This window comes from Micromonospora sp. NPDC003816 (assembly GCF_042874705.1).
Taxonomy (GTDB): Bacteria; Actinomycetota; Actinomycetes; order Mycobacteriales; family Micromonosporaceae; genus Micromonospora.
The window spans coordinates 644,223-663,322 of sequence record NZ_JBIANP010000002.1; the positions used below are offsets into that span (position 1 = coordinate 644,223).

At 71.8% G+C, this 19,100-nt stretch carries 19 protein-coding genes; 10 read left to right on the forward strand and 9 right to left on the reverse strand.

The window, feature by feature from the left end; translation table 11 throughout:
• Window positions 1-11 precede the first annotated feature (11 nt).
• On the reverse strand, window positions 12-635 hold the full coding sequence (locus tag ACFYTT_RS08770; protein WP_387258269.1) for an HAD family hydrolase: 624 nt from the start codon (window positions 633-635) through the stop codon (window positions 12-14).
• A gap of 83 nt (window positions 636-718) precedes the next feature.
• Here ACFYTT_RS08770 and ACFYTT_RS08775 point away from each other — a divergent pair, with 83 nt between their 5' ends.
• Window positions 719-3,190 (forward strand): helicase-associated domain-containing protein, encoded by a 2,472-nt coding sequence (locus ACFYTT_RS08775; protein ID WP_387258271.1) that lies wholly within the window; start codon window positions 719-721, stop codon window positions 3,188-3,190.
• A gap of 34 nt (window positions 3,191-3,224) precedes the next feature.
• Here the strand turns inward: ACFYTT_RS08775 and ACFYTT_RS08780 are convergent, their stop codons facing one another.
• Window positions 3,225-3,464, reverse strand: coding sequence for a hypothetical protein (locus tag ACFYTT_RS08780; RefSeq protein ID WP_131054486.1), 240 nt, complete (start codon window positions 3,462-3,464; stop codon window positions 3,225-3,227).
• 447 nt (window positions 3,465-3,911) lie between these two features.
• Here ACFYTT_RS08780 and ACFYTT_RS08785 point away from each other — a divergent pair, with 447 nt between their 5' ends.
• Window positions 3,912-5,591, forward strand: a complete 1,680-nt coding sequence (locus tag ACFYTT_RS08785; protein ID WP_357211395.1) for a DNA repair helicase XPB — start codon at window positions 3,912-3,914, stop codon at window positions 5,589-5,591.
• 73 nt (window positions 5,592-5,664) lie between these two features.
• On the opposite strand, the gene ACFYTT_RS08790 is transcribed toward ACFYTT_RS08785, so the two are convergent.
• The 3 genes from ACFYTT_RS08790 to ACFYTT_RS08800 form a co-directional block, all read right to left on the reverse strand.
• Window positions 5,665-6,009 (reverse strand): type II toxin-antitoxin system HicB family antitoxin, encoded by a 345-nt coding sequence (locus ACFYTT_RS08790; RefSeq protein ID WP_176092402.1) that lies wholly within the window; start codon window positions 6,007-6,009, stop codon window positions 5,665-5,667.
• The gene (locus ACFYTT_RS08795) at window positions 6,009-6,224 is read right to left on the reverse strand and encodes a toxin HicA (protein WP_387258274.1); all 216 of its coding nucleotides are present in this window, start codon (window positions 6,222-6,224) and stop codon (window positions 6,009-6,011) included. Before ACFYTT_RS08795 ends, ACFYTT_RS08790 begins: the two co-directional genes overlap by 1 nt.
• A 177-nt stretch (window positions 6,225-6,401) precedes the next feature.
• The gene (locus ACFYTT_RS08800; protein ID WP_387258275.1) at window positions 6,402-7,142 is read right to left on the reverse strand and encodes a TIGR03089 family protein; all 741 of its coding nucleotides are present in this window, start codon (window positions 7,140-7,142) and stop codon (window positions 6,402-6,404) included.
• 61 nt (window positions 7,143-7,203) lie between these two features.
• On the opposite strand from ACFYTT_RS08800, the gene ACFYTT_RS08805 reads away from it, so the two are divergent.
• The gene (locus tag ACFYTT_RS08805; RefSeq protein ID WP_387258277.1) at window positions 7,204-8,124 is read left to right on the forward strand and encodes an aminoglycoside phosphotransferase family protein; all 921 of its coding nucleotides are present in this window, start codon (window positions 7,204-7,206) and stop codon (window positions 8,122-8,124) included.
• A 96-nt stretch (window positions 8,125-8,220) separates the two neighbouring features.
• Window positions 8,221-9,216 carry a hypothetical protein gene (locus ACFYTT_RS08810; RefSeq protein ID WP_176092399.1) on the forward strand — a complete coding sequence of 332 codons (996 nt, stop codon included), beginning with the start codon at window positions 8,221-8,223 and terminating at the stop codon, window positions 9,214-9,216.
• 83 nt (window positions 9,217-9,299) lie between these two features.
• Here ACFYTT_RS08810 and ligD (ACFYTT_RS08815) read toward each other — a convergent pair whose 3' ends face one another.
• Window positions 9,300-10,214 (reverse strand): non-homologous end-joining DNA ligase, encoded by a 915-nt coding sequence (gene ligD, locus ACFYTT_RS08815; RefSeq protein WP_387258279.1) that lies wholly within the window; start codon window positions 10,212-10,214, stop codon window positions 9,300-9,302.
• Entirely contained in the window at window positions 10,204-11,145 is a 942-nt protein-coding gene (gene ligD, locus ACFYTT_RS08820) for a non-homologous end-joining DNA ligase (protein WP_387258281.1), read from the reverse strand. Before ligD (ACFYTT_RS08820) ends, ligD (ACFYTT_RS08815) begins: the two co-directional genes overlap by 11 nt.
• Before the next feature lie 87 nt (window positions 11,146-11,232).
• Here ligD (ACFYTT_RS08820) and ACFYTT_RS08825 point away from each other — a divergent pair, with 87 nt between their 5' ends.
• The 6 genes from ACFYTT_RS08825 to ACFYTT_RS08850 all read left to right on the forward strand — a co-directional run bounded on the left by ACFYTT_RS08825 (window position 11,233) and on the right by ACFYTT_RS08850 (window position 16,653).
• Window positions 11,233-12,285 carry a Ku protein gene (locus ACFYTT_RS08825; protein ID WP_387258284.1) on the forward strand — a complete coding sequence of 351 codons (1,053 nt, stop codon included), beginning with the start codon at window positions 11,233-11,235 and terminating at the stop codon, window positions 12,283-12,285.
• Window positions 12,286-12,478: 193 nt separating this feature from the next.
• Window positions 12,479-13,126: an FKBP-type peptidyl-prolyl cis-trans isomerase gene (locus tag ACFYTT_RS08830; protein WP_387258286.1), complete on the forward strand. Its 648-nt coding sequence runs from the start codon at window positions 12,479-12,481 to the stop codon at window positions 13,124-13,126.
• Between the two features lie 48 nt (window positions 13,127-13,174).
• Complete coding sequence (locus ACFYTT_RS08835) at window positions 13,175-13,993, forward strand: hypothetical protein (RefSeq protein WP_387258660.1); 819 nt, start codon at window positions 13,175-13,177, stop codon at window positions 13,991-13,993.
• Between the two features lie 135 nt (window positions 13,994-14,128).
• Window positions 14,129-14,782, forward strand: a complete 654-nt coding sequence (locus ACFYTT_RS08840; RefSeq protein WP_387258288.1) for an HAD family hydrolase — start codon at window positions 14,129-14,131, stop codon at window positions 14,780-14,782.
• A gap of 127 nt (window positions 14,783-14,909) precedes the next feature.
• On the forward strand, window positions 14,910-15,920 hold the full coding sequence (locus tag ACFYTT_RS08845) for an NADPH:quinone reductase (protein WP_176092393.1): 1,011 nt from the start codon (window positions 14,910-14,912) through the stop codon (window positions 15,918-15,920).
• A gap of 241 nt (window positions 15,921-16,161) precedes the next feature.
• Window positions 16,162-16,653, forward strand: a complete 492-nt coding sequence (locus tag ACFYTT_RS08850) for an NUDIX domain-containing protein (RefSeq protein ID WP_131056843.1) — start codon at window positions 16,162-16,164, stop codon at window positions 16,651-16,653.
• Between the two features lie 86 nt (window positions 16,654-16,739).
• On the opposite strand, the gene ACFYTT_RS08855 is transcribed toward ACFYTT_RS08850, so the two are convergent.
• On the reverse strand, window positions 16,740-18,416 hold the full coding sequence (locus tag ACFYTT_RS08855) for an MDR family MFS transporter (RefSeq protein WP_387258290.1): 1,677 nt from the start codon (window positions 18,414-18,416) through the stop codon (window positions 16,740-16,742).
• Window positions 18,417-18,530: 114 nt separating this feature from the next.
• Entirely contained in the window at window positions 18,531-19,079 is a 549-nt protein-coding gene (locus ACFYTT_RS08860; protein WP_131057131.1) for a type 1 glutamine amidotransferase domain-containing protein, read from the reverse strand.
• Window positions 19,080-19,100: the final 21 nt, after the last annotated feature.

Below are 19,100 nucleotides of genomic sequence, written 5' to 3' on the forward strand. Positions count from 1 at the left end.
GCTTGAACCGTCTACTGCCTCAAGGCTAGCCGGATCATGTCGTCGAGCGCCGCCGGGAATCCGGTGAGATCCGCCAGCACGGCCGCCGCCCCGGCGGCCCTCAGCTCGTCGACCGAACAGGGGCCCGTCGCCACCGCGATCCCCGGCACCTCGGCCGCCTGCGCCGCCACCATGTCCGCCACGTGATCGCCGACGTAGTGGGTCGCACCGTGCTCCCGCAACGCCGTCGCCTTCCTCTCGGCGAAGAGGTCGCCGGCCACCTCGTCGACCGTCAGACCCAGGTGTTCCAGGTGCAGCCGGGCCAGCCGGCCCAGCTTCGAGGTGACCACCAGCACCCGGCCGCCCCGCTGCCGAACCGCGTCGAGGGCGGCCACGGCGCCGGGCAGTGGCACGGTCGGGGTGATCGCGTACGCGGGGTAGAGCTCGCGGAAGGCGTGCACCGCCTCGTCGACCCGCTCCGGCGGGAACCAGTGGGCGATCTCGGTCCGCAGCGGCGGGCCCAGCCGCGACACGGCGACCTCGGCGTCGACGGGTACGCCGGTCCGCTCGGTCAACGCGCGGTAGGTGGCGGCGATGCCGGGGCGCGAGTCGACCAGGGTCATGTCGAGGTCGAAACCGACCGTCAGTTGGCGCATGCTGCGAAGCTACCCGGCCAGCCAGACCAGCCGGGACGTCCGATGGGCGCGAGCGGCCCCGGCCGGGCTAGCGTGGAACGACGATGAGCACCTCACTCGCCGACCACCTGCGGGCGCTGCCCGACGAGTCGCTCGCCGCGCTGCTCCAGGCGCGGCCCGACCTCGTCGTGCCGGTGCCCGCCGACGTCGCCGCCCTCGCCATCCGGGCCCAGTCCCGGGTCTCGGTGTCGCGCGCGCTGGACGCGCTGGACCAGTTCACCCTGCTGATCATGGATGCCGCCCGGTTGACCCGTGACCCGGTCGACGGCACCACCTCGGTCGACGGGGTCCTCACGATGGCCACCACCGGCCCGCACCCGCCCGCACCGGCCGCCGTCCGTGCCGCCGTCGACCGGTTGCGTACCCTCTTCCTGCTGTACGGCCCCGACCACGAGCTGCGCCTGGTCGGTGGCGTCGACGAGATCTCCCCGTACCCGGCGGGACTCGGCCGGCCCGCCACCGAGCTGGACCCGCGCACGGCCACACTCTGCGCGGACCCGGCGAAGCTGCGCCGCACGCTGCTCGCCGCACCGCCGTCCGCGCGGGCGATCCTGGACCGGCTGGCGGCCGGGCCGCCGGTCGGCAGCGTGCCGGTCGGCGCGCTGCGGGCCCCAGCGGTCGGCACCGACGACGACCTGCCGCCGGACGACACCAACGGCGGGGCGGCGACCGGTTCGCCGGTCCGCTGGCTGGTCGACCACCGGCTGTTGGTGCGGGTCGCCGGTGGCAAGGGCGGCACCGCCGGCATGGTGGAACTGCCCCGGGAGGTCGGGCTGCTGCTGCGCCGCGACACCGGGCCGCTCGGTCCACTGCGCACCAGCCCTCCGGCGGTCGCCAGCACCCCACGCGAGCCGAAGGCCGCCGACTCCGCCGGGGCCGGGCAGACCATGGAGGTGGTACGCCACACCGAGGCGCTGCTGGAACAGTTGGCCGCCGAACCCGCGCCGGTGCTGCGCTCGGGCGGCCTGGGCGTGCGCGACCTGCGCCGGTTGGCGCGTACCGCGGGCCTGGACGAGCCGACGGCGGCGCTGCTGCTGGAGGTGGCGTACGCGGCCGGGCTGACCGGTGAGGTGGAGCTGCCCGGCGCAGCCGGCCGGTACGGGGCCGACCAGCAGGTGATGCCCACGGCCGGATACGAGATGTGGCGGGCCGGTTCGCTGGCCCAGCGCTGGGAGCAGGTGGCCCGCGCCTGGCTGACCATGACCCGGCAGGTCGGGCTCGTCGGGCAGCGAGACGACCGGGACCGCCCGATCACGGTGCTCTCCGCCGAGGCGGAACGCGCCGGGGCGCCCGCCGCCCGCCGGGCCGTCCTCGGCGTACTCGCCGACCTGGAACCGGGCAGCGCGCCCACCGCCGACGAGGTGTTGACGCTGCTCGACTGGCGCGCACCGCGTCGCAGCCGGGGGCGTGAGGCGGCGCACCGGGAGGTGCTGACCGAGGCGGCCTCGCTGGGCGTGACGGGGCTGGGGGCGCTCACCTCGTACGGGCGGCTGCTGCTGGCCGAGGCGACCGCGAGCGAGGATCGCGACGCGGACGACCCGCTCGGGCTCCGGGCCGACGCCGACGAGGGTACGGGCACCGCCGTGCGGGCACTGGACGCGCTGCTGCCCGCCCCGGTGGACCACTTCCTGGTGCAGGCCGACCTGACGGTGGTGGTGCCGGGCCCGCCCGAGCCGGCGCTCGCCGCCGAACTGGAGGTGGTCGCCGAGCCGGAGTCCGCCGGTGGGGCGAGCGTGCACCGGATCACCACCGCCAGCGTCCGTCGGGCACTCGACGCCGGCTACTCCGCCGACGACCTGCACGACCTGTTCCGGCGCCGGTCCCGCACCCCGGTGCCGCAGGGCCTGACGTACCTGGTCGACGACGTGGCCCGCAAACACGGCGGGCTGCGGGTCGGTTCCGCCGGGGCGTACCTGCGCAGCGACGACGAGGCGCTGCTCGCCGAGGTGCTGGCGGACCGCCGGGTGGAGGCGCTGGCGCTGCGTCGACTCGCGCCCACCGTGCTGGTGACCCCCTACCAGGCCGGGCGGATGCTGGCCGTCCTGCGGGAGGCGGGGTTCGCCCCGGTGGCCGAGGACGCCACCGGCTCGGCGGTGCTCTCCCGGCCGAAGGCCCGGCGGGCACCCGCCCGGGTCTCGGTCGCCACCCGCGCCCTCGACCCGTTGGCCACCCCGCGTCTGCCCCTGCCGCGCCTGCTCGGTGTGGTGGAGCAGATCCGCCGGGGTGACGCGGCGGCACGGGCGGCACGGCGGGCACCGGCGGCGGTACGCGGCGGTACGCCGGACGGCCCCACCCCGGCGACCGGCCACAGCGAGGCCCTGGCCGTGCTGCAACAGGCGGTACGCGACAAGGCGCTGGTCTGGGTGGGCTACGTCGACGCGCACGGGGCGACGGCGTCCCGACTGGTCCGACCCGTCTCGCTGGGTGCCGGCTACCTGCGCGCCGAGGACGAGCGCACCGAGATGCTGCACACGTTCGCGCTGCACCGGATCACCGCCGCCGTGCTGGAGAGGTGACCCGGCACGGCCTCGGTGCTCGGGCGGTGACCGGTCAGCGCAGGCTGCGCCGGACCGATCCGACGATCGCCACGACCAGCAGCAACGCGAATCCGGTGCCGAGCGCCTCGCCGACCGAGTCCACGAAGCCCTGCTGGAGGACGAGCCAGCCGAACAGGAACCAGCCGAACAGCGCCACCCCGAGGACCGAGTACGCGATCACCGTGGCGGTGGAGACGGGTTCTGCGGACTGCGCCTGCTCGCGGTCGAGGATCATTTCCTGGTCAACGGTCATGCGCCCTCCCCCGTACGGTCCGGCTCTGCCGTCCAGGGTGACACCCCGGAGCGCAACCGACCAGCACCATCACGTGACGATCCGGCGGGTTCATACCCCGGAGCAGGCGACGAGGAAACGGTGGACGGGGTCGCCGGTGCGGCTCGGACACGCGCTCGCCCCCGCTGGCCGTCCGCGACGACGGGACCCGGCCCCCGCTAGCTGGCCCCACTCGTCGCGGCGCGGACGCGCGCCGACGCCGACCGGCGTGACGGTCGACGTGGGCCAGTGGCGGCCCTCGACAACTCGTCTCCCCAGTGCAAGACGCACCGAGGTACCCGCCGGGTTGCAGCTCGTCGACGGTTTTCTTGTCACCCGGCCGCACGTGCAACACTGGATGGTCGCCCGTCCGCAGGTCAGCCACCTGCCGGAGCGGGCCGATCAGCCGTACCGAGGAGGGGGTTCCGCGTGAGCGGTGGACCACTGATCGTGCAGTCCGACAAGACACTGCTGCTGGAGATCGACCACCCCGACGCCCAGTCCTGCCGAATGGCCATCGCGCCGTTCGCGGAGCTGGAGCGCTCCCCCGAGCACGTGCACACCTACCGGCTGACCCCGCTCGGGCTCTGGAACGCCCGCGCCGCCGGCCACGACGCCGAGGGCGTGGTGGACGCCCTGATCACGTACTCCCGCTACCCGGTGCCGCACGCCCTGCTGGTGGACGTGGCCGAGACCATGGACCGGTACGGCCGGCTCCAGCTCGCCAACGACCCGGGACACGGCCTCGTCCTGCGCGCCCTCGACCGGATGGTGCTGGTCGAGGTGGCCAAGAGCAAGAAGCTCGCCGGAATGCTCGGTAACAAGATCGACGACGACACCATCGCGGTGCACCCGTCCGAGCGCGGCCGGCTCAAGCAGGCCCTGCTCAAGCTCGGCTGGCCGGCGGAGGACCTCGCCGGGTACGTCGACGGCGAGGCCCACCCGATCGAGCTGGCCCAGGGCGGCGAGGACGGCGGTAGGCCGTGGACGCTGCGGTCGTACCAGCGGGAGGCCGTCGAGGCGTTCTGGGCGGGCGGCTCGGGCGTGGTGGTGCTGCCCTGCGGTGCCGGCAAGACGCTGGTCGGCGCGGCGGCGATGGCCGAGGCGAAGGCGACCACGCTGATCCTGGTCACCAACACCGTCGCCGGTCGGCAGTGGAAGCGGGAGCTGATCGCCCGCACCTCGTTGACCGAGGAGGAGATCGGCGAGTACTCCGGCGAGCGCAAGGAGATCCGGCCGGTCACCATCGCCACGTACCAGGTGCTCACCTCGCGGCGCGGCGGCGCCTTCACCCACCTGGACCTGTTCGGCGCCCGCGACTGGGGTCTGGTCGTCTACGACGAGGTGCACCTGCTGCCCGCGCCGATCTTCCGGTTCACCGCCGACCTCCAGGCCCGCCGCCGCCTCGGGCTGACCGCCACCCTGGTCCGCGAGGACGGCCGGGAGGGTGACGTGTTCAGCCTGATCGGCCCGAAGCGGTACGACGCGCCGTGGAAGGACATCGAGTCCCAGGGCTGGATCGCCCCGGCGCACTGCACCGAGGTCAGGGTCACCCTGACCGACGCCGAGCGGATGTCGTACGCGACGGCCGAGGCCGAGGAGCGCTACCGGATGGCGGCCACCGCCCGCACCAAGCTGCCGGTGGTACGCGCCCTGGTCGAGCGGCACCCGGAGGAGCAGACGCTGGTGATCGGCGCGTACATCGACCAGTTGCACCAGCTCGGCGAATACCTGGACGCCCCGATCGTGCAGGGCTCGACCACCAACAAGGAACGCGAGCGGCTGTTCGACGCGTTCCGCTCCGGCGAGATCCGCACGCTGGTGATCTCCAAGGTCGGCAACTTCTCGATCGACCTGCCCGAGGCGGCGGTGGCGATCCAGGTCTCCGGCACCTTCGGCTCGCGTCAGGAGGAGGCGCAACGGTTGGGCCGGGTGCTGCGCCCGAAGGCCGACGGTCGGCAGGCGCACTTCTACACCGTCGTGTCCCGGGACACCATCGACACCGAGTACGCCGCCCACCGGCAGCGCTTCCTCGCCGAGCAGGGGTACGCGTACACCATCGTCGACGCCGACGACGTCCTCGGCCCACCCCTACCAACCGTCGACTGAGGTGCAAGGAAGGGCCCCCTACTACCGTCTCCGGTATAGCAGGGGTCCCTTCCTAACATCTCGGCGGCGACTGTCAGGCGGCTCTGAGTCTCCGAAGGATGTACTGATTGAGGCTCAGGCCGTCCTCGGCGGCCTGGATGGCGAGTTCGCGGTGCAGGCTCTCTCCGACCCGGAGGTTGAACTTGCCCGAGTAGCTGCGCTCCGCGAACGGCTGGGGCACCTCTTCGCCCTGCTCCTCCATGTCCGTGATCACGTCGAGCAGCAGGTTCTGCAGCCCCTGTAGCGCCTCGATCTGCGAGGACGCCAGCCAGGAGAGGGACGGGAACTCGGCACAGGTGGCAACGAACTCGTCGTCCTGGGCCGACCAGGTGACGCGGTAGGTGTAGTGAGAGACCTCAGGACGGGGATCACTCGTCATCACATGGCCTCCTTCTTGTCGATCGCCTTGAGCACCTGCCGCACCTGGTAAGCCTTGGCCTTGCCCTTGTCGTTCTGGATGTTGACGCGCGGGTCGCCGGCCCACGGCATCTTGAACACCGCGTGGGAAGTCCCGGCCTGCCGTGGTTTCCCGAAGTAGTGCTCGCACACGCCGTAGAGATCGTTGTAGGCGATGTTCTGCGGGTTCTTCCGCATCGCTTCAACGATCTTCGTTATCGACGGCACCCCAGAATAGTACCACCCACGGTACTAGAGAAAGTTAGCGCTGCAGCAGGTCCGGACGATGCCCGCTTGTCCGGATGTAAGGAGGGGACCCCTGTACTACCGGAGACGATAGGAGGGGTCCCTTCCTAACATCTCGGCGGCGACTGTTCACAGGACACGGGTGATCTGCTCGGCAGCGACGACCGCGTCCCTGTGCTCCGGGTCGAGGTTGGTGCAGAGCACCACGGAGGCACCGGCGGAGAGCGGCGCGAGCAGCCACTTCAACGGTTGGTCGTGCTCGGTGACGTCGACCAGCAGTCGGTCACCGACCCGCAGGTCGAGCTGCTCGGCGACCACCTTCGCGACCGAGCCCCACTCGGCGTAGCTGGTGCCGTCCGGGCTGGCCGCGTCCCCGGCGTGCAGCACGGGACGGTCGGTCGGGGCCGCACCGTGCCGCAGCACCTCCACGGACCAGTCGAGCCATCCGGCGGGCACCTCGGCCAGCGGCTCCGGCCCGGTGCCGACGAGGTAGCGGTGCAGCCCCTCCGGCACGTCCTCCAGCCAGTCGTCGAGGCGTTCCGGGGTGACCAGCACGCCGTCGTACGGCCGGTCGCCGCCGGGCTCCAGCACCGGCAACCCGGCGGTGGCCCACGGCCGGAACGACACCGTCATCCCCACCGACCAGGCCCCGAGCAACACCGCAGCGGTACGCCAGTGCGGCGGCAGCAGCACCGCCACCCGACTGCCCGGCCTCAGCCCGCACCCGTCCCGCAGCAGGCCGGCGACGCGCGCCGACCACTCGCCCAACTCTGCGGCGGTCAGGTCCTGGCGGGCACCCGTCCGGTGGTCGAGGCAGGTGATCAACGGCCGGTCCCGCGCGGCGAGGCCGGTGACGGAACGTACGGGCAAAGCAGTTTCCATCCGTCGATAATCCCTTGCCGACGCAGGGTGACGGAATGAGGATCGCGGGATGCCTTCGACCGCTCCCGACGGCCGTGCCGGAATCGACGCCGGACTGGTCCGACGCCTGATCGCCACGCAGTTCCCGCACTGGGCCGACCTACCGGTGACGCCGGTGGAACGCGACGGCCACGACAACCGGACATACCGGCTGGGCGAGACGATGACCGTACGGCTGCCGACTGCGGCCGGGTACGTCCCGGCGGTGGCGAAGGAGAACGAGTGGCTACCCCGGCTCGCGCCGGAGTTGCCGGTCGCCGTACCGCCGGTCCTGGGTGTCGGGGTCCCCGGCGAGGGGTACCCCTTCCCCTGGTCGGTGCGGGGCTGGCTGCCGGGCGAGACGGCGGACCTGGCCCGCGTCGACGACCCGGTGCGGCTCGCCGTCGCGGTGGGCGAGTTCGTGCTGGCCCTACAGTCCTGCGACGCGACCGGCGGCCCGGCTGCCGGGGAACACAGCTTCTTCCGGGGTGCCTCGCCGGGGCACTACGACGAGGAGACCCGGCATCTGCTGAGCCTCCTGGCCGGACAGGTCGACGTGGCGCGGGCCGCTGCGGTGTGGGAGGCCGCCCTGGCTGCCGAGTGGCGGGGCAGTCCGGTGTGGTTCCACGGGGACATCGCGGTGGGCAACCTGCTGGTGCTGGACGGGAAGCTGGCTGCGGTGATCGACTTCGGCACGTCCGGTGTCGGTGACCCGGCCTGCGACCTGGTGATCGCCTGGACGTTGTTCTCCGGCAGCAGCCGGCACGCCTTCCGGGAGACGGTCGGGCAGGACGAGGGCACCTGGGCACGGGCGCGGGGCTGGGCGTTGTGGAAGGCGATGCTGCTGTTGGCGCAGCATCTCGACTCCGATCCTGCCCTGACCGCTGACGACCACCGCGTGATCACCGAGGTCCTCGACGACCACGACCGCCTCTCGGTCGGCGGCTGCTAGTCCTCGCTCGGGGCGAAGACTCGACCAACGGCACTGGCGGCGTTCCCCACGTAGCCGCGACAGTAGAGGCCATGACGCCACACGGGAGGCGCGGACATGAGCGACACCACGTGGGAACCGATGTGGCGACGACTCGTTCCGGTGACAGCGCTCCTGCTGCTCGCCCCCTGGGTGGCCGAATGCTCCTGGGGTGGCTTCGCCGGCAGCGACATGCTGATGGTCGTGGTCGTTCTCGCCCCCATGTACGGCGGGGCGGCGATCCTGATTCGTGAAGCGGCCCGGCGTACGGGCGGGGGCTGGCCCATGATCGTCCTGCTGGCGGCGGGGTTCGGGGTGGTGCAGGCGGGACTGGTCGATCAGTCTCTGTTCAACCCCGGCTTCTTGGCGGACACCGAGTTCGCCGACATCAGCGCGGCGGACAACACCCGCATTCCGGTGCTGGGCGTGAGCGCGCAGGAGGCGATCAGCTTCCTTGGCAACCATGTGGCGCTGACCATCTGCGCCCCGATCGCCCTCGTCGAGTCGTACCTCTCTCCGGCCCGCCGCCTGCGCCCATGGCTGCGAGCGCCCGGACTGATCGCGGTGACGCTTCTCTATCTGCTGGGCAGCCTGCTCATCTTCGTCGACGACAGCGGACGCAAGGGGTTCCTGGCCAGCCCGGGGCAGCTCATCGGGGCGGCGGTCCTGGTTCTCTGCCTGGTCGTGGTGGCGGCCCTGCCCCGGTGGCGGCGCCGACCGGCCCCGAGAACGGCCAGCACGCCTCGCCCGATCCTTGCCGGGCTACTGGTCCTCGTCGTCTACCTGGGATCGAGTGTGCTCTCCGGCTGGATTCGTGTCGCGGTATCGGTCGTTGCCGCCGCTGCACTGGTGGCGGTTCTCGTCCGCTGGTCCGAGCGCCACGGATGGGGGCAGAGCCACGTGCTGGCCTGCGCATCAGGGCCGCTCGTGGGAGCGGCTGTCCTGGCGTACCTGGTGCCTCCGTACTCGCCGGCGTCGCCCGCCCAGGCACTGGCCAGCGACGTGCTCGTCAGCCTCATCGTGGTCGTCCTGCTCACCGGGGCGTCCGCGCGGCTACGCCGGCACGGCGAGTGAGCGCCGGCACGGGCGTGCGTCGACGCCCTGCGGTATAGCAGGGGTCCCCTGCTATACCGCAGGCGTTAATAAGGTGCCCTTCCTTACGCCGAAGGCAGCGCGCGGCCGGGTGTGAGCAACGGCGCAAGGAGGTCGCCGTACTCCTCGACCCGCTCCAGCACCTCCGAGGCCGTGTACGGCTTCGTCGACGGTCGCCTGCCCGCCGCGCCCGCCTCCACCTCGTCCCAGGTCAACGGCGTCGACACCGCCGGCACCGGCTGTGCCCGCAGCGAGTACGGGGCCACCGTCGTCTTCGCCGCGCTGTTCTGACTCCAGTCGATGAACACCTTGCCGGGCCGGAGGTTCCTCGCCATCTTCGACACGATCAGCTTCGGGTGCTCGCGTTCCAACTCCTGGGCGATCCGTCGGGCGTACCCGGACACGTCGTCGGCGGACTGGGTGCCGGCGATCGGGCAGCAGAGCTGCATGCCCTTCTTGCCGGAGGTCTTCGGATAGCAGTCCACCCCGTCAGCGGCCAGCCGTTCGCGCAGCAGCAGCGCCACCCGGCAGCACTGCCGCAGGGTGGCCGGTGGCCCGGGGTCCAGGTCGACCACCATCAGGTCCGGATGCTCGCCGACCTTCCACTGCGGGGTGTGCAGTTCCAGGGCGGCGAGGTTGGCCAGCCAGACCAGGGTGGGCAGGTCGTCGGCGACCACGTAGTCGATGGTCTCCCGGCCCTTCGTCGAGCCAGGCACGGGCAACGTCTCGACGTGCACCCAGGAGGGCGTGGCGGCGGGGGCGTTCTTCTCGAAGAAGGAGTTGCCCTCCACCCCGTTCGGGTAGCGGATCCGGGTCAGCGCGCGGTCGTGCAGGTGCGGCAGCAGCACCGGCGCGATCCGGGTGTAGTAGTCGATCACCTCGCCCTTGGTGAAGCCGGCCTTCGGGTAGAGGACCTTGTCCAGGTTCGACAGCTCCAGGGTGCGTCCGGCGACGTCGACCCGGAGCCGCTCACTCGGCATCCGCCACCTCCTCGGCCGCCTTGTCCGGCCGCAGCCGCAGGACCCGGGGGAACCGCAGTCGCCCGTCCGGCGTGCGCTGGCCGTACTTGACCTCCACCACCACCTGGGGGGTTACCCAGATCGCGCCCCGCGCATCCTCCCGGGGCACGTCGCCGCCGAACGGGGAGGTGGTGGTGCGCAGCGGCTCCAACTCCCGCAACAGTTCGCGTTCCAGGGCCGCCCCGATCCCACCGCCGACCCGCCCCCGATAGATCAGCTGCCCACCGGCCCCGGGCACCCCGACCAGCAGGCCGCCGATCCGGCGGGCACCGGGTCGCCAGCCGCCGATCACGAAGTCGCCGGTCACCTCCAGCTTGACCTTCACCCAGTCCGGCGACCGCACGCCGGGCCGGTAGGTGGAGTCCGCCCGCTTGGCCATCACCCCTTCCAGGCCGTGCTCACCGGCGGCGTCGTAGGTGGCCGGGCCGTCCGGGAAAACGGGTGGGACCGTCCACCGCGCCGCGCCCAGTCCGAGTTCGTCGAGGGCTTCCCGACGCCGGGCGTACGGCCAGCCGGTGAGGTCCGTGCCACGCAGCCGCAGCAGGTCGAAGATCATGTACGTGACCGGGGCACTCGCCGAAAGCCGGGCCGCCTTGGCCGGATCCCGTACGTGCATCCGCTCGGCCAGGGCGGTGAACGACGGTCGACCGGCCCGGTCGAAGAGGACCACCTCACCGTCGAGCAGTGCGTCGTCGACCTGTTCGCCGAGCGGGATCAGCTCCGGGTAGGCGGTGGTGATCTCCACCCCGGAGCGGGCGTACAGGCGCTGCCGTCCGGCGGCGATGTCGGCCAGTGCGCGTACGCCGTCCCACTTGAACTCGTACGCCCACCCGGCGCCGGCAGGCAGTTGCCCGGTCACCGCGAGCATCGGCCTCAGTGGCGCGCCGGGCACGAAACCGACTGTAGTAGCAGGCCGAACACGTCGCGCCCGGTTCCGTCTGATGCGAGCATGGTCGATATCGGGGAAGGAAGGTGCAGGATGCGGGCCATCTGGAAAGGGGCCGTGTCGTTCGGCCTTGTCTCGATCGCGGTGAAGCTGTACTCCGCGACCGAGGAGAAGGACATCCGGTTCCACCAGGTGCACCGGTCCGACGGCGGGCGGATCCGCTACAAGCGCACCTGTCAGGTCTGCGGCGAGGAGGTCACCTACGACGACATCGCCAAGGGGTACGACATCGGCGGTGGGGAGATGGTGATCCTCACCGACGAGGACTTCGCCGAACTGCCGTTGAGCACCTCCCACGCGATCGACGTGCTGGAGTTCGTCCCGGCCGAACAGGTCGACCCGATCCTCTACAACAAGGCGTACTTCCTGGAGCCGGAGGGCACGGCGACCAAGCCGTACCTCCTGTTGCGGGACGCCCTGACCGACTCCGAGCGGGTGGCGATCGTCAAGGTGGCGCTGCGCCAGCGGGAGCAGTTGGCCACCCTGCGGGTACGCGAGGGCGTGCTGCTGCTGAACACCATGCTCTGGCCTGACGAGATCCGTAAGCCGGCTTTCGGCTTCCTCGACGAGGATCTCAAGGTCCGGCCGCCGGAGCTGGCGATGGCCACCTCGCTCGTCGACTCGATGGCCGGTGACTTCCACCCGGACGAGTTCACCGACGACTACCGGGCGGCCCTCCAGGAGGTCATCGACGCGAAGGTGGAGGGCCGTGAGGTCGTACAGCCGGAGGAGGTCGAGGAGGCACCGCCCGCCGCCGTCGACCTGATGGCGGCGCTGAAGGCCTCGGTGGAGCGGGCCCGCGCGGCCCGAGGCGAGGGCGGCGGCGCCTCCGGCGGTGGCGCCGGAGAGCCCACCCCGATCACCTCCGCCCGCTCGGCGCAGAAGAAGACCGCCGAGAAGAAGGCGCCGGCCAAGAAGACCGCCGAGAAGAAGGCCACCGGTACGAAGGCCGGCGACACTGCGGCCGGCGGCACGAAGAAGGCCCCGGCGAAAAAGGCCGAGCCGGCCAAGAAGACCGCGGAGAAGAAGGCGACCAAGGCCGCGAAGGCTCCGGCGAAGAAGACGACTCCCCGCAAGTCGGCCTGACCGGCGATTTCCTCGAACCGGTCGAGGCGATCTTCTCGTACCGGTCGCAGCCGTGGCTCGATGTCCCAGTTGTCGCACAATTCCCACGGGTCACGATCGATGGTCGGAACTGCGTCAGCCACCAGGTACCGTGTGTCGGCGACGGCGTCTGTAGCCGGACGCACCCACACCTCTCAGCAGGGGAGTCGAGGACGTGAGCGAGCAGGAGACCAAGGCGCGACGGCGACTGGCCGAACAGTTGGCGGCCCAGAAGGCGGCCGAGGCCAAGCGGCGGCGGCAGGCCTGGGCCGGCGGGTTCGCCGGAATCGCCGTGGTCGCGGTGCTGATCACCGTCTTCGTGATCGTCGGCCAGCGCGGCGGCGACGACGCTCCCGACCAGGTCGCCAGTGCGCCGTCGGCGCCGGCGGAGGCGACGACCGAGCCGGGCGCACCGGGGGCCCCACCCGCCCCGCAGCTGCCCGAGGGCGCGGACCCGGCGCTCGGCACCAAGCCGACCGTGGCCGCAGGCCAGGGTGAACTGACCAAGCTCACCGTGACCCCGCTGATCGAGGGCACCGGGCCGGCCGTCACCGCCGGGCAGTCGATCACCACGAACTACGTGGGCGTGCTATTCGCCAACGGCGAGCAGTTCGACTCCTCCTGGGAGCGGGGCCAGCCGGCCACCTTCCCGATCGGGGTCGGACAGGTCATCGAGGGCTGGGACAAGGGCCTGGTCGGCGTGAAGGTCGGCAGCCGGGTGCAGCTCGACATCCCGGCCGAGCAGGCGTACGGCAACGACGGCGCGGGTGGGCGGCCAGCCGGCCCGCTGCGCTTCGTGGTGGACGTCCTCGCCGCCCAGTAGGAGATGACGGTGTCGACGGCGGACGAGCCCGGGCGGACGGCCCGGTTGATGTGGACGCACTACGAGCCGGTACACGCCGTCACCTACTTCCACCCGCGCGCCCGCGCCGCCTACGAGGCGGTCGGGCTGCGCGGGTACTGGCGGGGGTACTTCGCCGGTCGGGCCGCCCCGCTCGGGCCCACCGGTCCCGCCCCGGTGGTCGCGGCCTTCTTCACCTTCGCCCCGCACATGGTGGCGCGTGCCCTGCCCGCCGTCTGGCAGTTGGCCGGGCCCGAGGAGGCACTGCGCTCCCGCCTGACCGGGGCGGTGCAGGCCCTCGCCGAACTGGTCTACGAGCTGCCCGAGCAGCACCTGGCCGAGGCCGCCGAGTTGTTGTCCGCCGCCGCCGACGAGGCGGGGACCGCCGGTCGGGTGCTCGGCTCGGCCAACGCCGCGCTGCCGCGCGGTGAGTACCCGCTGGCCCGGCTCTGGCAGGCCGCCACCACCCTGCGCGAGCATCGCGGTGACGGGCATGTGGCGGCCCTCGTCGCCGCCGACCTCGATCCGGTGGAGGCGCTGGCCTGGCGGGTCGCGGTCGACATGCCGCCCGCCAACCTGCTCGGCCGGGGCTGGTCGGAGCAGGAGTGGGCGCAGGCGCGGAAGCGGCTGGCCGACCGGGGTTGGCTGACGTCCGACGGCAAGCCCACCGACCGTGGTCGCGCCGGTTTCCGGGCCGTCGAGGAGGCCACCGACCACGCTGCCGCCCGCCCCTGGCAGGCGCTGGGCCCGACGCTCACGGAACGACTGCGCGAACTGCTCGACCCGATCGCCGTGGCCGCCCACCGGGTCATCCCGCCGGACAGCCCGATCGGCCTGCCCGCCCGGTAGGCGGCAGCGCACCGCCCGGCCTGCGCCGCCGGGTGCGTCGCGGCTCGGATGTTAGGAGGGGTCCCTTGCTATACACGAGGCGTTAGCAGGGGGCCCTTCCTTTCATGCATCCCCGTGTGCGGCAGGATGGTTCGTGTGGTGGATGCGGTGGTCTTCGACCTGGACGGCGTGATCGTGGACTCCGAGCCGGTCTGGGAGGAGGTCCGCCGCGCGTACGTGGCGACGCAGGGCGGGACCTGGCAGCCGGACACCCAACGTCGGCTGATGGGGATGAGCACCGGCGAGTGGGCCGAGTACCTCAGCGGTGAACTGGGCGTACGGCGCACCGCCGCGCAGGTCGCCACCGAGGTGGTCGAGGAGATGAGCCGGCGGTACGCCGAACGCGTACCGCTGATCGACGGGGCGGACGACGTGGTGCGCCGGGTGGCCGCGCGATGGCCGCTGGGGCTGGCGAGTTCGTCGCCGACCCGGCTGATCGCGGCGGCGCTGACCGCCACCGGCCTGACCGACGAGTTCGGCAGCACGTTGTCTACCGAGGAGACGGCCCGCGGTAAACCGGCGCCGGACGTGTACCTCACTGTGGCGGAACGCCTCGGTGTGGATCCGAGCCGGTGCGTCGCGGTGGAGGACTCCTCCAACGGCATCCGGTCGGCCGCCACCGCCGGGATGATCGTGGTGGCGGTGCCGCACGGGTCGTACCCGCTGGATCCGGACGCGCAGCGGATGGCGGCGGCGGTGCTCGACTCCGTCGGCGAGCTGACCCCGGAGTTCGTCGACCGGCTCGGCTGAACCGGCACCGACCGCTCTCCGGCCTACGCGAAGGTCGTGCTCGGAAGGGCTGCTTGACCTCCGTCGGCATGGGTGCCGCCGGGTCGGGTAACGCCAACGGCGCCCACGCCGAGTCGAGGAGGGCGCGATGAGGACGGTCGTGTACGAGCGCACCGGCGACCCGACGGTGCTCCAGGTGGTGGATCGGCCGGTGCCGGAACCCGGGCGGGGCGAGGTGCTGGTCCGGATCGCCTGCGCCGGGGTGAACCCGACCGACTGGAAGGCCCGCCGCCAGGGCCCGTTGCCGGCGGGCTGGCAGACGCCCGGGCAGGACGGCGCCGGGGTGGTCGAGGCGGTCGGCGAGGGCGTCGACCGGGAGCTGGTGGGCGAGCGGGTGTGGGTCTGGGAGGCCGCCTGGCAGCGGCCCTGGGGCACCGCCGCCGAGTACACGGTGGTGCCGGTGCGGCAGGCGGTACGGATCGGCGACGCCTCGTTCGAGCTGGGTGCCTGCCTGGGTATCCCGTTCCTGACCGCGCACCGCTGCCTGACCTCCGGCGAGTACCTGCCGGACAGCCTGGGTCCGGGCGCGTTGAGCGATCACACGGTGCTGGTGCAGGGCGGGGCGGGTGCGGTCGGCAACGCGGCGATCCAACTCGCTTCCTGGGCCGACGCCTGCGTGATCGCCACGGTCAGCAGCGCGGAGAAGGCCCAGCTCGCCGCAGCGGCCGGAGCCTCGGTAGTGATCAACTATCGGGAGCAGGACGTGGTGGAGGAGGTCCGCAAGGTCGCGCCCGACGGGGTCCACGGCATCGTCGAGGTGGCCCCGGCCCGCAACGCCGCCACCGACGTACGTCTGCTGCGGCCCGGCGGGGTGGTCTGTGTGTACGCGGACGACGGTGGTGGCGAGGTGACCCTGCCGATCGGGCCGCTGCTGGTGCCGAACGCCCGGTGGCAGTTCGTGCTGGTCTACACCGTGCCGAAGGCGGCGAAGGCGCAGGCGGTGGTGGACGTGGCGGCGGCTGCCGCCCAGGGCGGGATCCGGGTGGGCGAGGAGGCCGGCCTGCCGCTGCATCGTTTTCCGCTGTCGGCGACCGCCGACGCGCATCGCGCCGTGGAGGACTCGGTCGTCGGGAAGGTCCTGGTCGACACCAGCGAATAGCGCCTGAGCTGGGATTATTTCCCCATCACGGGGACAGACGCGAACAAGTTTCGCAATACTGACTGTGCGGGTCGCCCCGCAAAGGAACGGGTGGCCCCGGCGCGGTGCGAACGCCGGGGCCACCCACCGGGAGTGAGGTCTTCGAGAGCCGCCCACTCCTCACGGCGATGATGCGCCCGGAAACGTTACGGCGTGGCCAGTTCCGACACATCCATCGCGAGAACCCCCGTACTTTGTCCGGGTGAGCATCTCCTGGGCTGATTCGTACGTCGGGCAGCTACGCGCCCTGGCCGGTGACCGGACACTGATGTTCGTCGGCGCGCGGGCCGTGGTCCGCGACAGCGACGCACGGATCCTGCTGATCCGCCGCTCCGACAACGGCCAGTGGGCGATGCCCGCCGGCGCGATGGAGCTGGGCGAGTCGATCGCCGACTGCGCCGTGCGGGAGGTACGCGAGGAGACCGGACTGCGGGCGCTTCGGGTCAGCGCGTTCGCCCTCTACACCGGACCCGACCGCACCAACACCAACATGTACGGCCACACGTACCAGATCTTCACCACCGCGTTCCGGGTCGAGGAGTGGGACGGGCGGCTGGCCCGGGTCACCGAGGAGACCACCGACGCCGCCTTCTTCCACCGCGAGGCGCTGCCGCAGCCGCTCTCCGCGAGCGTCCTGGAGACCCTCGCCGACCTGGACGTCTTCGAGCAGACCAACCGCCTGATCCTCAAGTGACCGGCCGGGAGACCCCTCATCGTGGCGGTGTGGCTGTTCGACACGCCGACGCACGAACAGCCACGCCGCCACGATCCTGATACACGTCAGAGCATCGTCTGGGACTTCGCCTCCATCTCGGCGGCGGCCTCCGGCTTCGAGGAGCGGTCCAGCGGCTTGCCGCCGGGGGCCGGGCCCTCGCCGCCGAGACCGTCGGTGCCGCCGGTGGCCCCCTCCGGGCCGGCGCCGCGCAGCCGCTCGTTCGGCAGGGCGAGGGTGAGCAGCACCGCCACGATCGCGATCAGCCCGGTGGTCAGGAAGACCAGGTGCAGAGACTCGACGAACGCCACCTGGACCGCCGCGCGGACCGGGGCGGGCAGGGCCAGGATCGTCGCCGGGTCGTCCACCGACACTCCCGCACCACCGGTCGGACCCACTGCCGCCCGCTGCTCCGGGGAGAGTCGGGCGACCGCCGCGGGCAGCCGGTCGGACATCTCGGCGGCCAGCCGGGCGGAGAGGACCGCGCCGAGGATGGCCACCCCGAAGGAGCCGCCGAGCGACCGGAAGAACGTCGCCGACGAGGTGCCGGCACCCAGGTCCCGCAGTGAGACGGAGTTCTGCACGGCGAGGACCAGCGACTGCATGCAGAGTCCCAGCCCCACGCCGATCACCGTCATGAACCCGAACGCCACCCACAGCGAGGTGTCCACCTGCAACCGGGTGAACAGCAGCATGCCGACCAGCAGCACCACCGAGCCGCTCACCGGAAACCACTTGTACCGGCCGATCCGGCTCATGGCCCGGCCGGTCAGCACCGAGGTGACGATGATGCCGGCCATCATCGGCAGCATCAGCAGACCGCTGCGGGTCGGTGAGGCGCCCTTGACGATCTGAAGGTAGAGCGGGATGAAGATGATCGACCCGAACATCACCAGACCGAGCACGAACCCGGCGCCGTTGGCCAGGGCGAAGGTGGCGCTGCGGAACAGTCGCAGCGGCAGGATCGGCTCGGCCACCCGGCGTTCCTGGAGCACGAAGGCGACGGCCAGCACCGCACCGGCGACGAAGAGGCCGATGATCGCCGCCGAGCCCCACGGGTAGGTGTTGCCGCCCCAGCTCAGCGCCAACAGCAGGCTGCTCACCCCGGCGACCAGCAGCAGAGCGCCCAGCCAGTCGATCGAGTGCTTGCGGCGGGTGAAGGGCACCAGCCGGATCACCCGCGAGCAGACCACGATGGCGAGGATCGCCAGCGGCACGTTCAGATAGAAGATCCAGCGCCAGTTGGTCTCCGCGAAGTACCCGCCGACCAGCGGCCCGGCCACCGATGCGATCCCGAACACCGCACCGAAGACGCCCTGGTAGCGGCCACGGTCCCGAGGCGAGACCACGTCCGAGATGATGGTGAAGGCGAGCGTGATCAGGCCGCCCGCACCGAGACCCTGCACACCCCGGGTGACGATCAGTTGGGTCATGTCCTGGGAGAGCCCGGCCAGCAACGAGCCGAGCAGGAACGTCCCGATCGAGAACAGGAACACCGGACGGCGTCCGTACAGGTCCGCCATCTTGCCGTACAGCGGGGTCGAGGCCGTGGAGGCGAGCAGGTACGCGGTCACCACCCAGGAGTAGTGACTGATCCCGCCCAGCTCGCCGACGATGGTGGGCAGGGCGGTCCCGACGATGGTCTGGTCGAGGGCGGCCAGCAGCATGCCGGTCATCAGGCCGAACATCAGCAGCCGGAGCTGCCCCTTGCTCAGCACCGGCTCCGGATGGTTCTCCGTGGTCATTGCGCCCGTTTTCCCGTACCACCGGAAACATGCCCGGGACGGACGAAGCCGGTCCGTCCGGAGCCCTGGCGGGCGTGTCGGCCGGACCGGCCACGGGTGGTGCCGGTGGTCGGGTCAGTGCCGGCCCTCGGCGAACTCCTCGACGATCGTGGCGCAGAAGGCCGGCAGATCGTCCGGGTTGCGGCTGCTGACCAGGCCGTTGTCGGTCACCACCTGCTCGTCCACCCAGGTCGCGCCGGCATTGGTCAGGTCGGTACGCAGACTCGGCCAGCTCGTCAGCCTCCGGCCCCGCACCACGTCCGCCTCGACCAGGGTCCACGGGCCGTGGCAGATCACGCCGACCGGCTTACCGGCGTCGAAGAACGACCGCACGAAGGCCACCGCCGCCGGGTCGGCCCGCAGGAAGTCCGGGTTGGCCACCCCACCGGGCAGCACCAACGCGTCGTACCGGTCGGGGTCCGCCTCGGAGACACTGACGTCGACGTCGTACGTCTGGGACGGGTCCAGGTGGTCGAAGGCACGGATCTGGCCCGGCTTGATCGACACCAGCTCGGCGGTGGCACCGGCCTGCTCGACCGCCTCGCGCGGCTGGACGTACTCGACCTCCTCCACACCGTCGGTGGCCAGGAAGGCGACTCGCTTGCCCTGCAACGTGGCTGCCATGCTGCATCTCCTCTCCATGGG

Excerpts from the sequence above, each read along its gene's own strand:
- ACFYTT_RS08770 (WP_387258269.1), bottom strand. The coding sequence starts at position 635 with ATGCGCCAACTGACGGTCGGTTTCGACCTCGACATGACCCTGGTCGAC.
- ACFYTT_RS08775 (WP_387258271.1), top strand. The coding sequence starts at position 719 with ATGAGCACCTCACTCGCCGACCACCTGCGGGCGCTGCCCGACGAGTCG.
- ACFYTT_RS08780 (WP_131054486.1), bottom strand. The coding sequence starts at position 3,464 with ATGACCGTTGACCAGGAAATGATCCTCGACCGCGAGCAGGCGCAGTCC.
- ACFYTT_RS08790 (WP_176092402.1), bottom strand. The coding sequence starts at position 6,009 with ATGACGAGTGATCCCCGTCCTGAGGTCTCTCACTACACCTACCGCGTC.
- ACFYTT_RS08795 (WP_387258274.1), bottom strand. The coding sequence starts at position 6,224 with ATGCGGAAGAACCCGCAGAACATCGCCTACAACGATCTCTACGGCGTG.
- ACFYTT_RS08805 (WP_387258277.1), top strand. The coding sequence starts at position 7,204 with ATGCCTTCGACCGCTCCCGACGGCCGTGCCGGAATCGACGCCGGACTG.
- ACFYTT_RS08810 (WP_176092399.1), top strand. The coding sequence starts at position 8,221 with ATGAGCGACACCACGTGGGAACCGATGTGGCGACGACTCGTTCCGGTG.
- ligD (WP_387258279.1), bottom strand. The coding sequence starts at position 10,214 with ATGCCGAGTGAGCGGCTCCGGGTCGACGTCGCCGGACGCACCCTGGAG.
- ACFYTT_RS08825 (WP_387258284.1), top strand. The coding sequence starts at position 11,233 with ATGCGGGCCATCTGGAAAGGGGCCGTGTCGTTCGGCCTTGTCTCGATC.
- ACFYTT_RS08835 (WP_387258660.1), top strand. The coding sequence starts at position 13,175 with ATGTGGACGCACTACGAGCCGGTACACGCCGTCACCTACTTCCACCCG.
- ACFYTT_RS08845 (WP_176092393.1), top strand. The coding sequence starts at position 14,910 with ATGAGGACGGTCGTGTACGAGCGCACCGGCGACCCGACGGTGCTCCAG.
- ACFYTT_RS08855 (WP_387258290.1), bottom strand. The coding sequence starts at position 18,416 with ATGACCACGGAGAACCATCCGGAGCCGGTGCTGAGCAAGGGGCAGCTC.
- ACFYTT_RS08860 (WP_131057131.1), bottom strand. The coding sequence starts at position 19,079 with ATGGCAGCCACGTTGCAGGGCAAGCGAGTCGCCTTCCTGGCCACCGAC.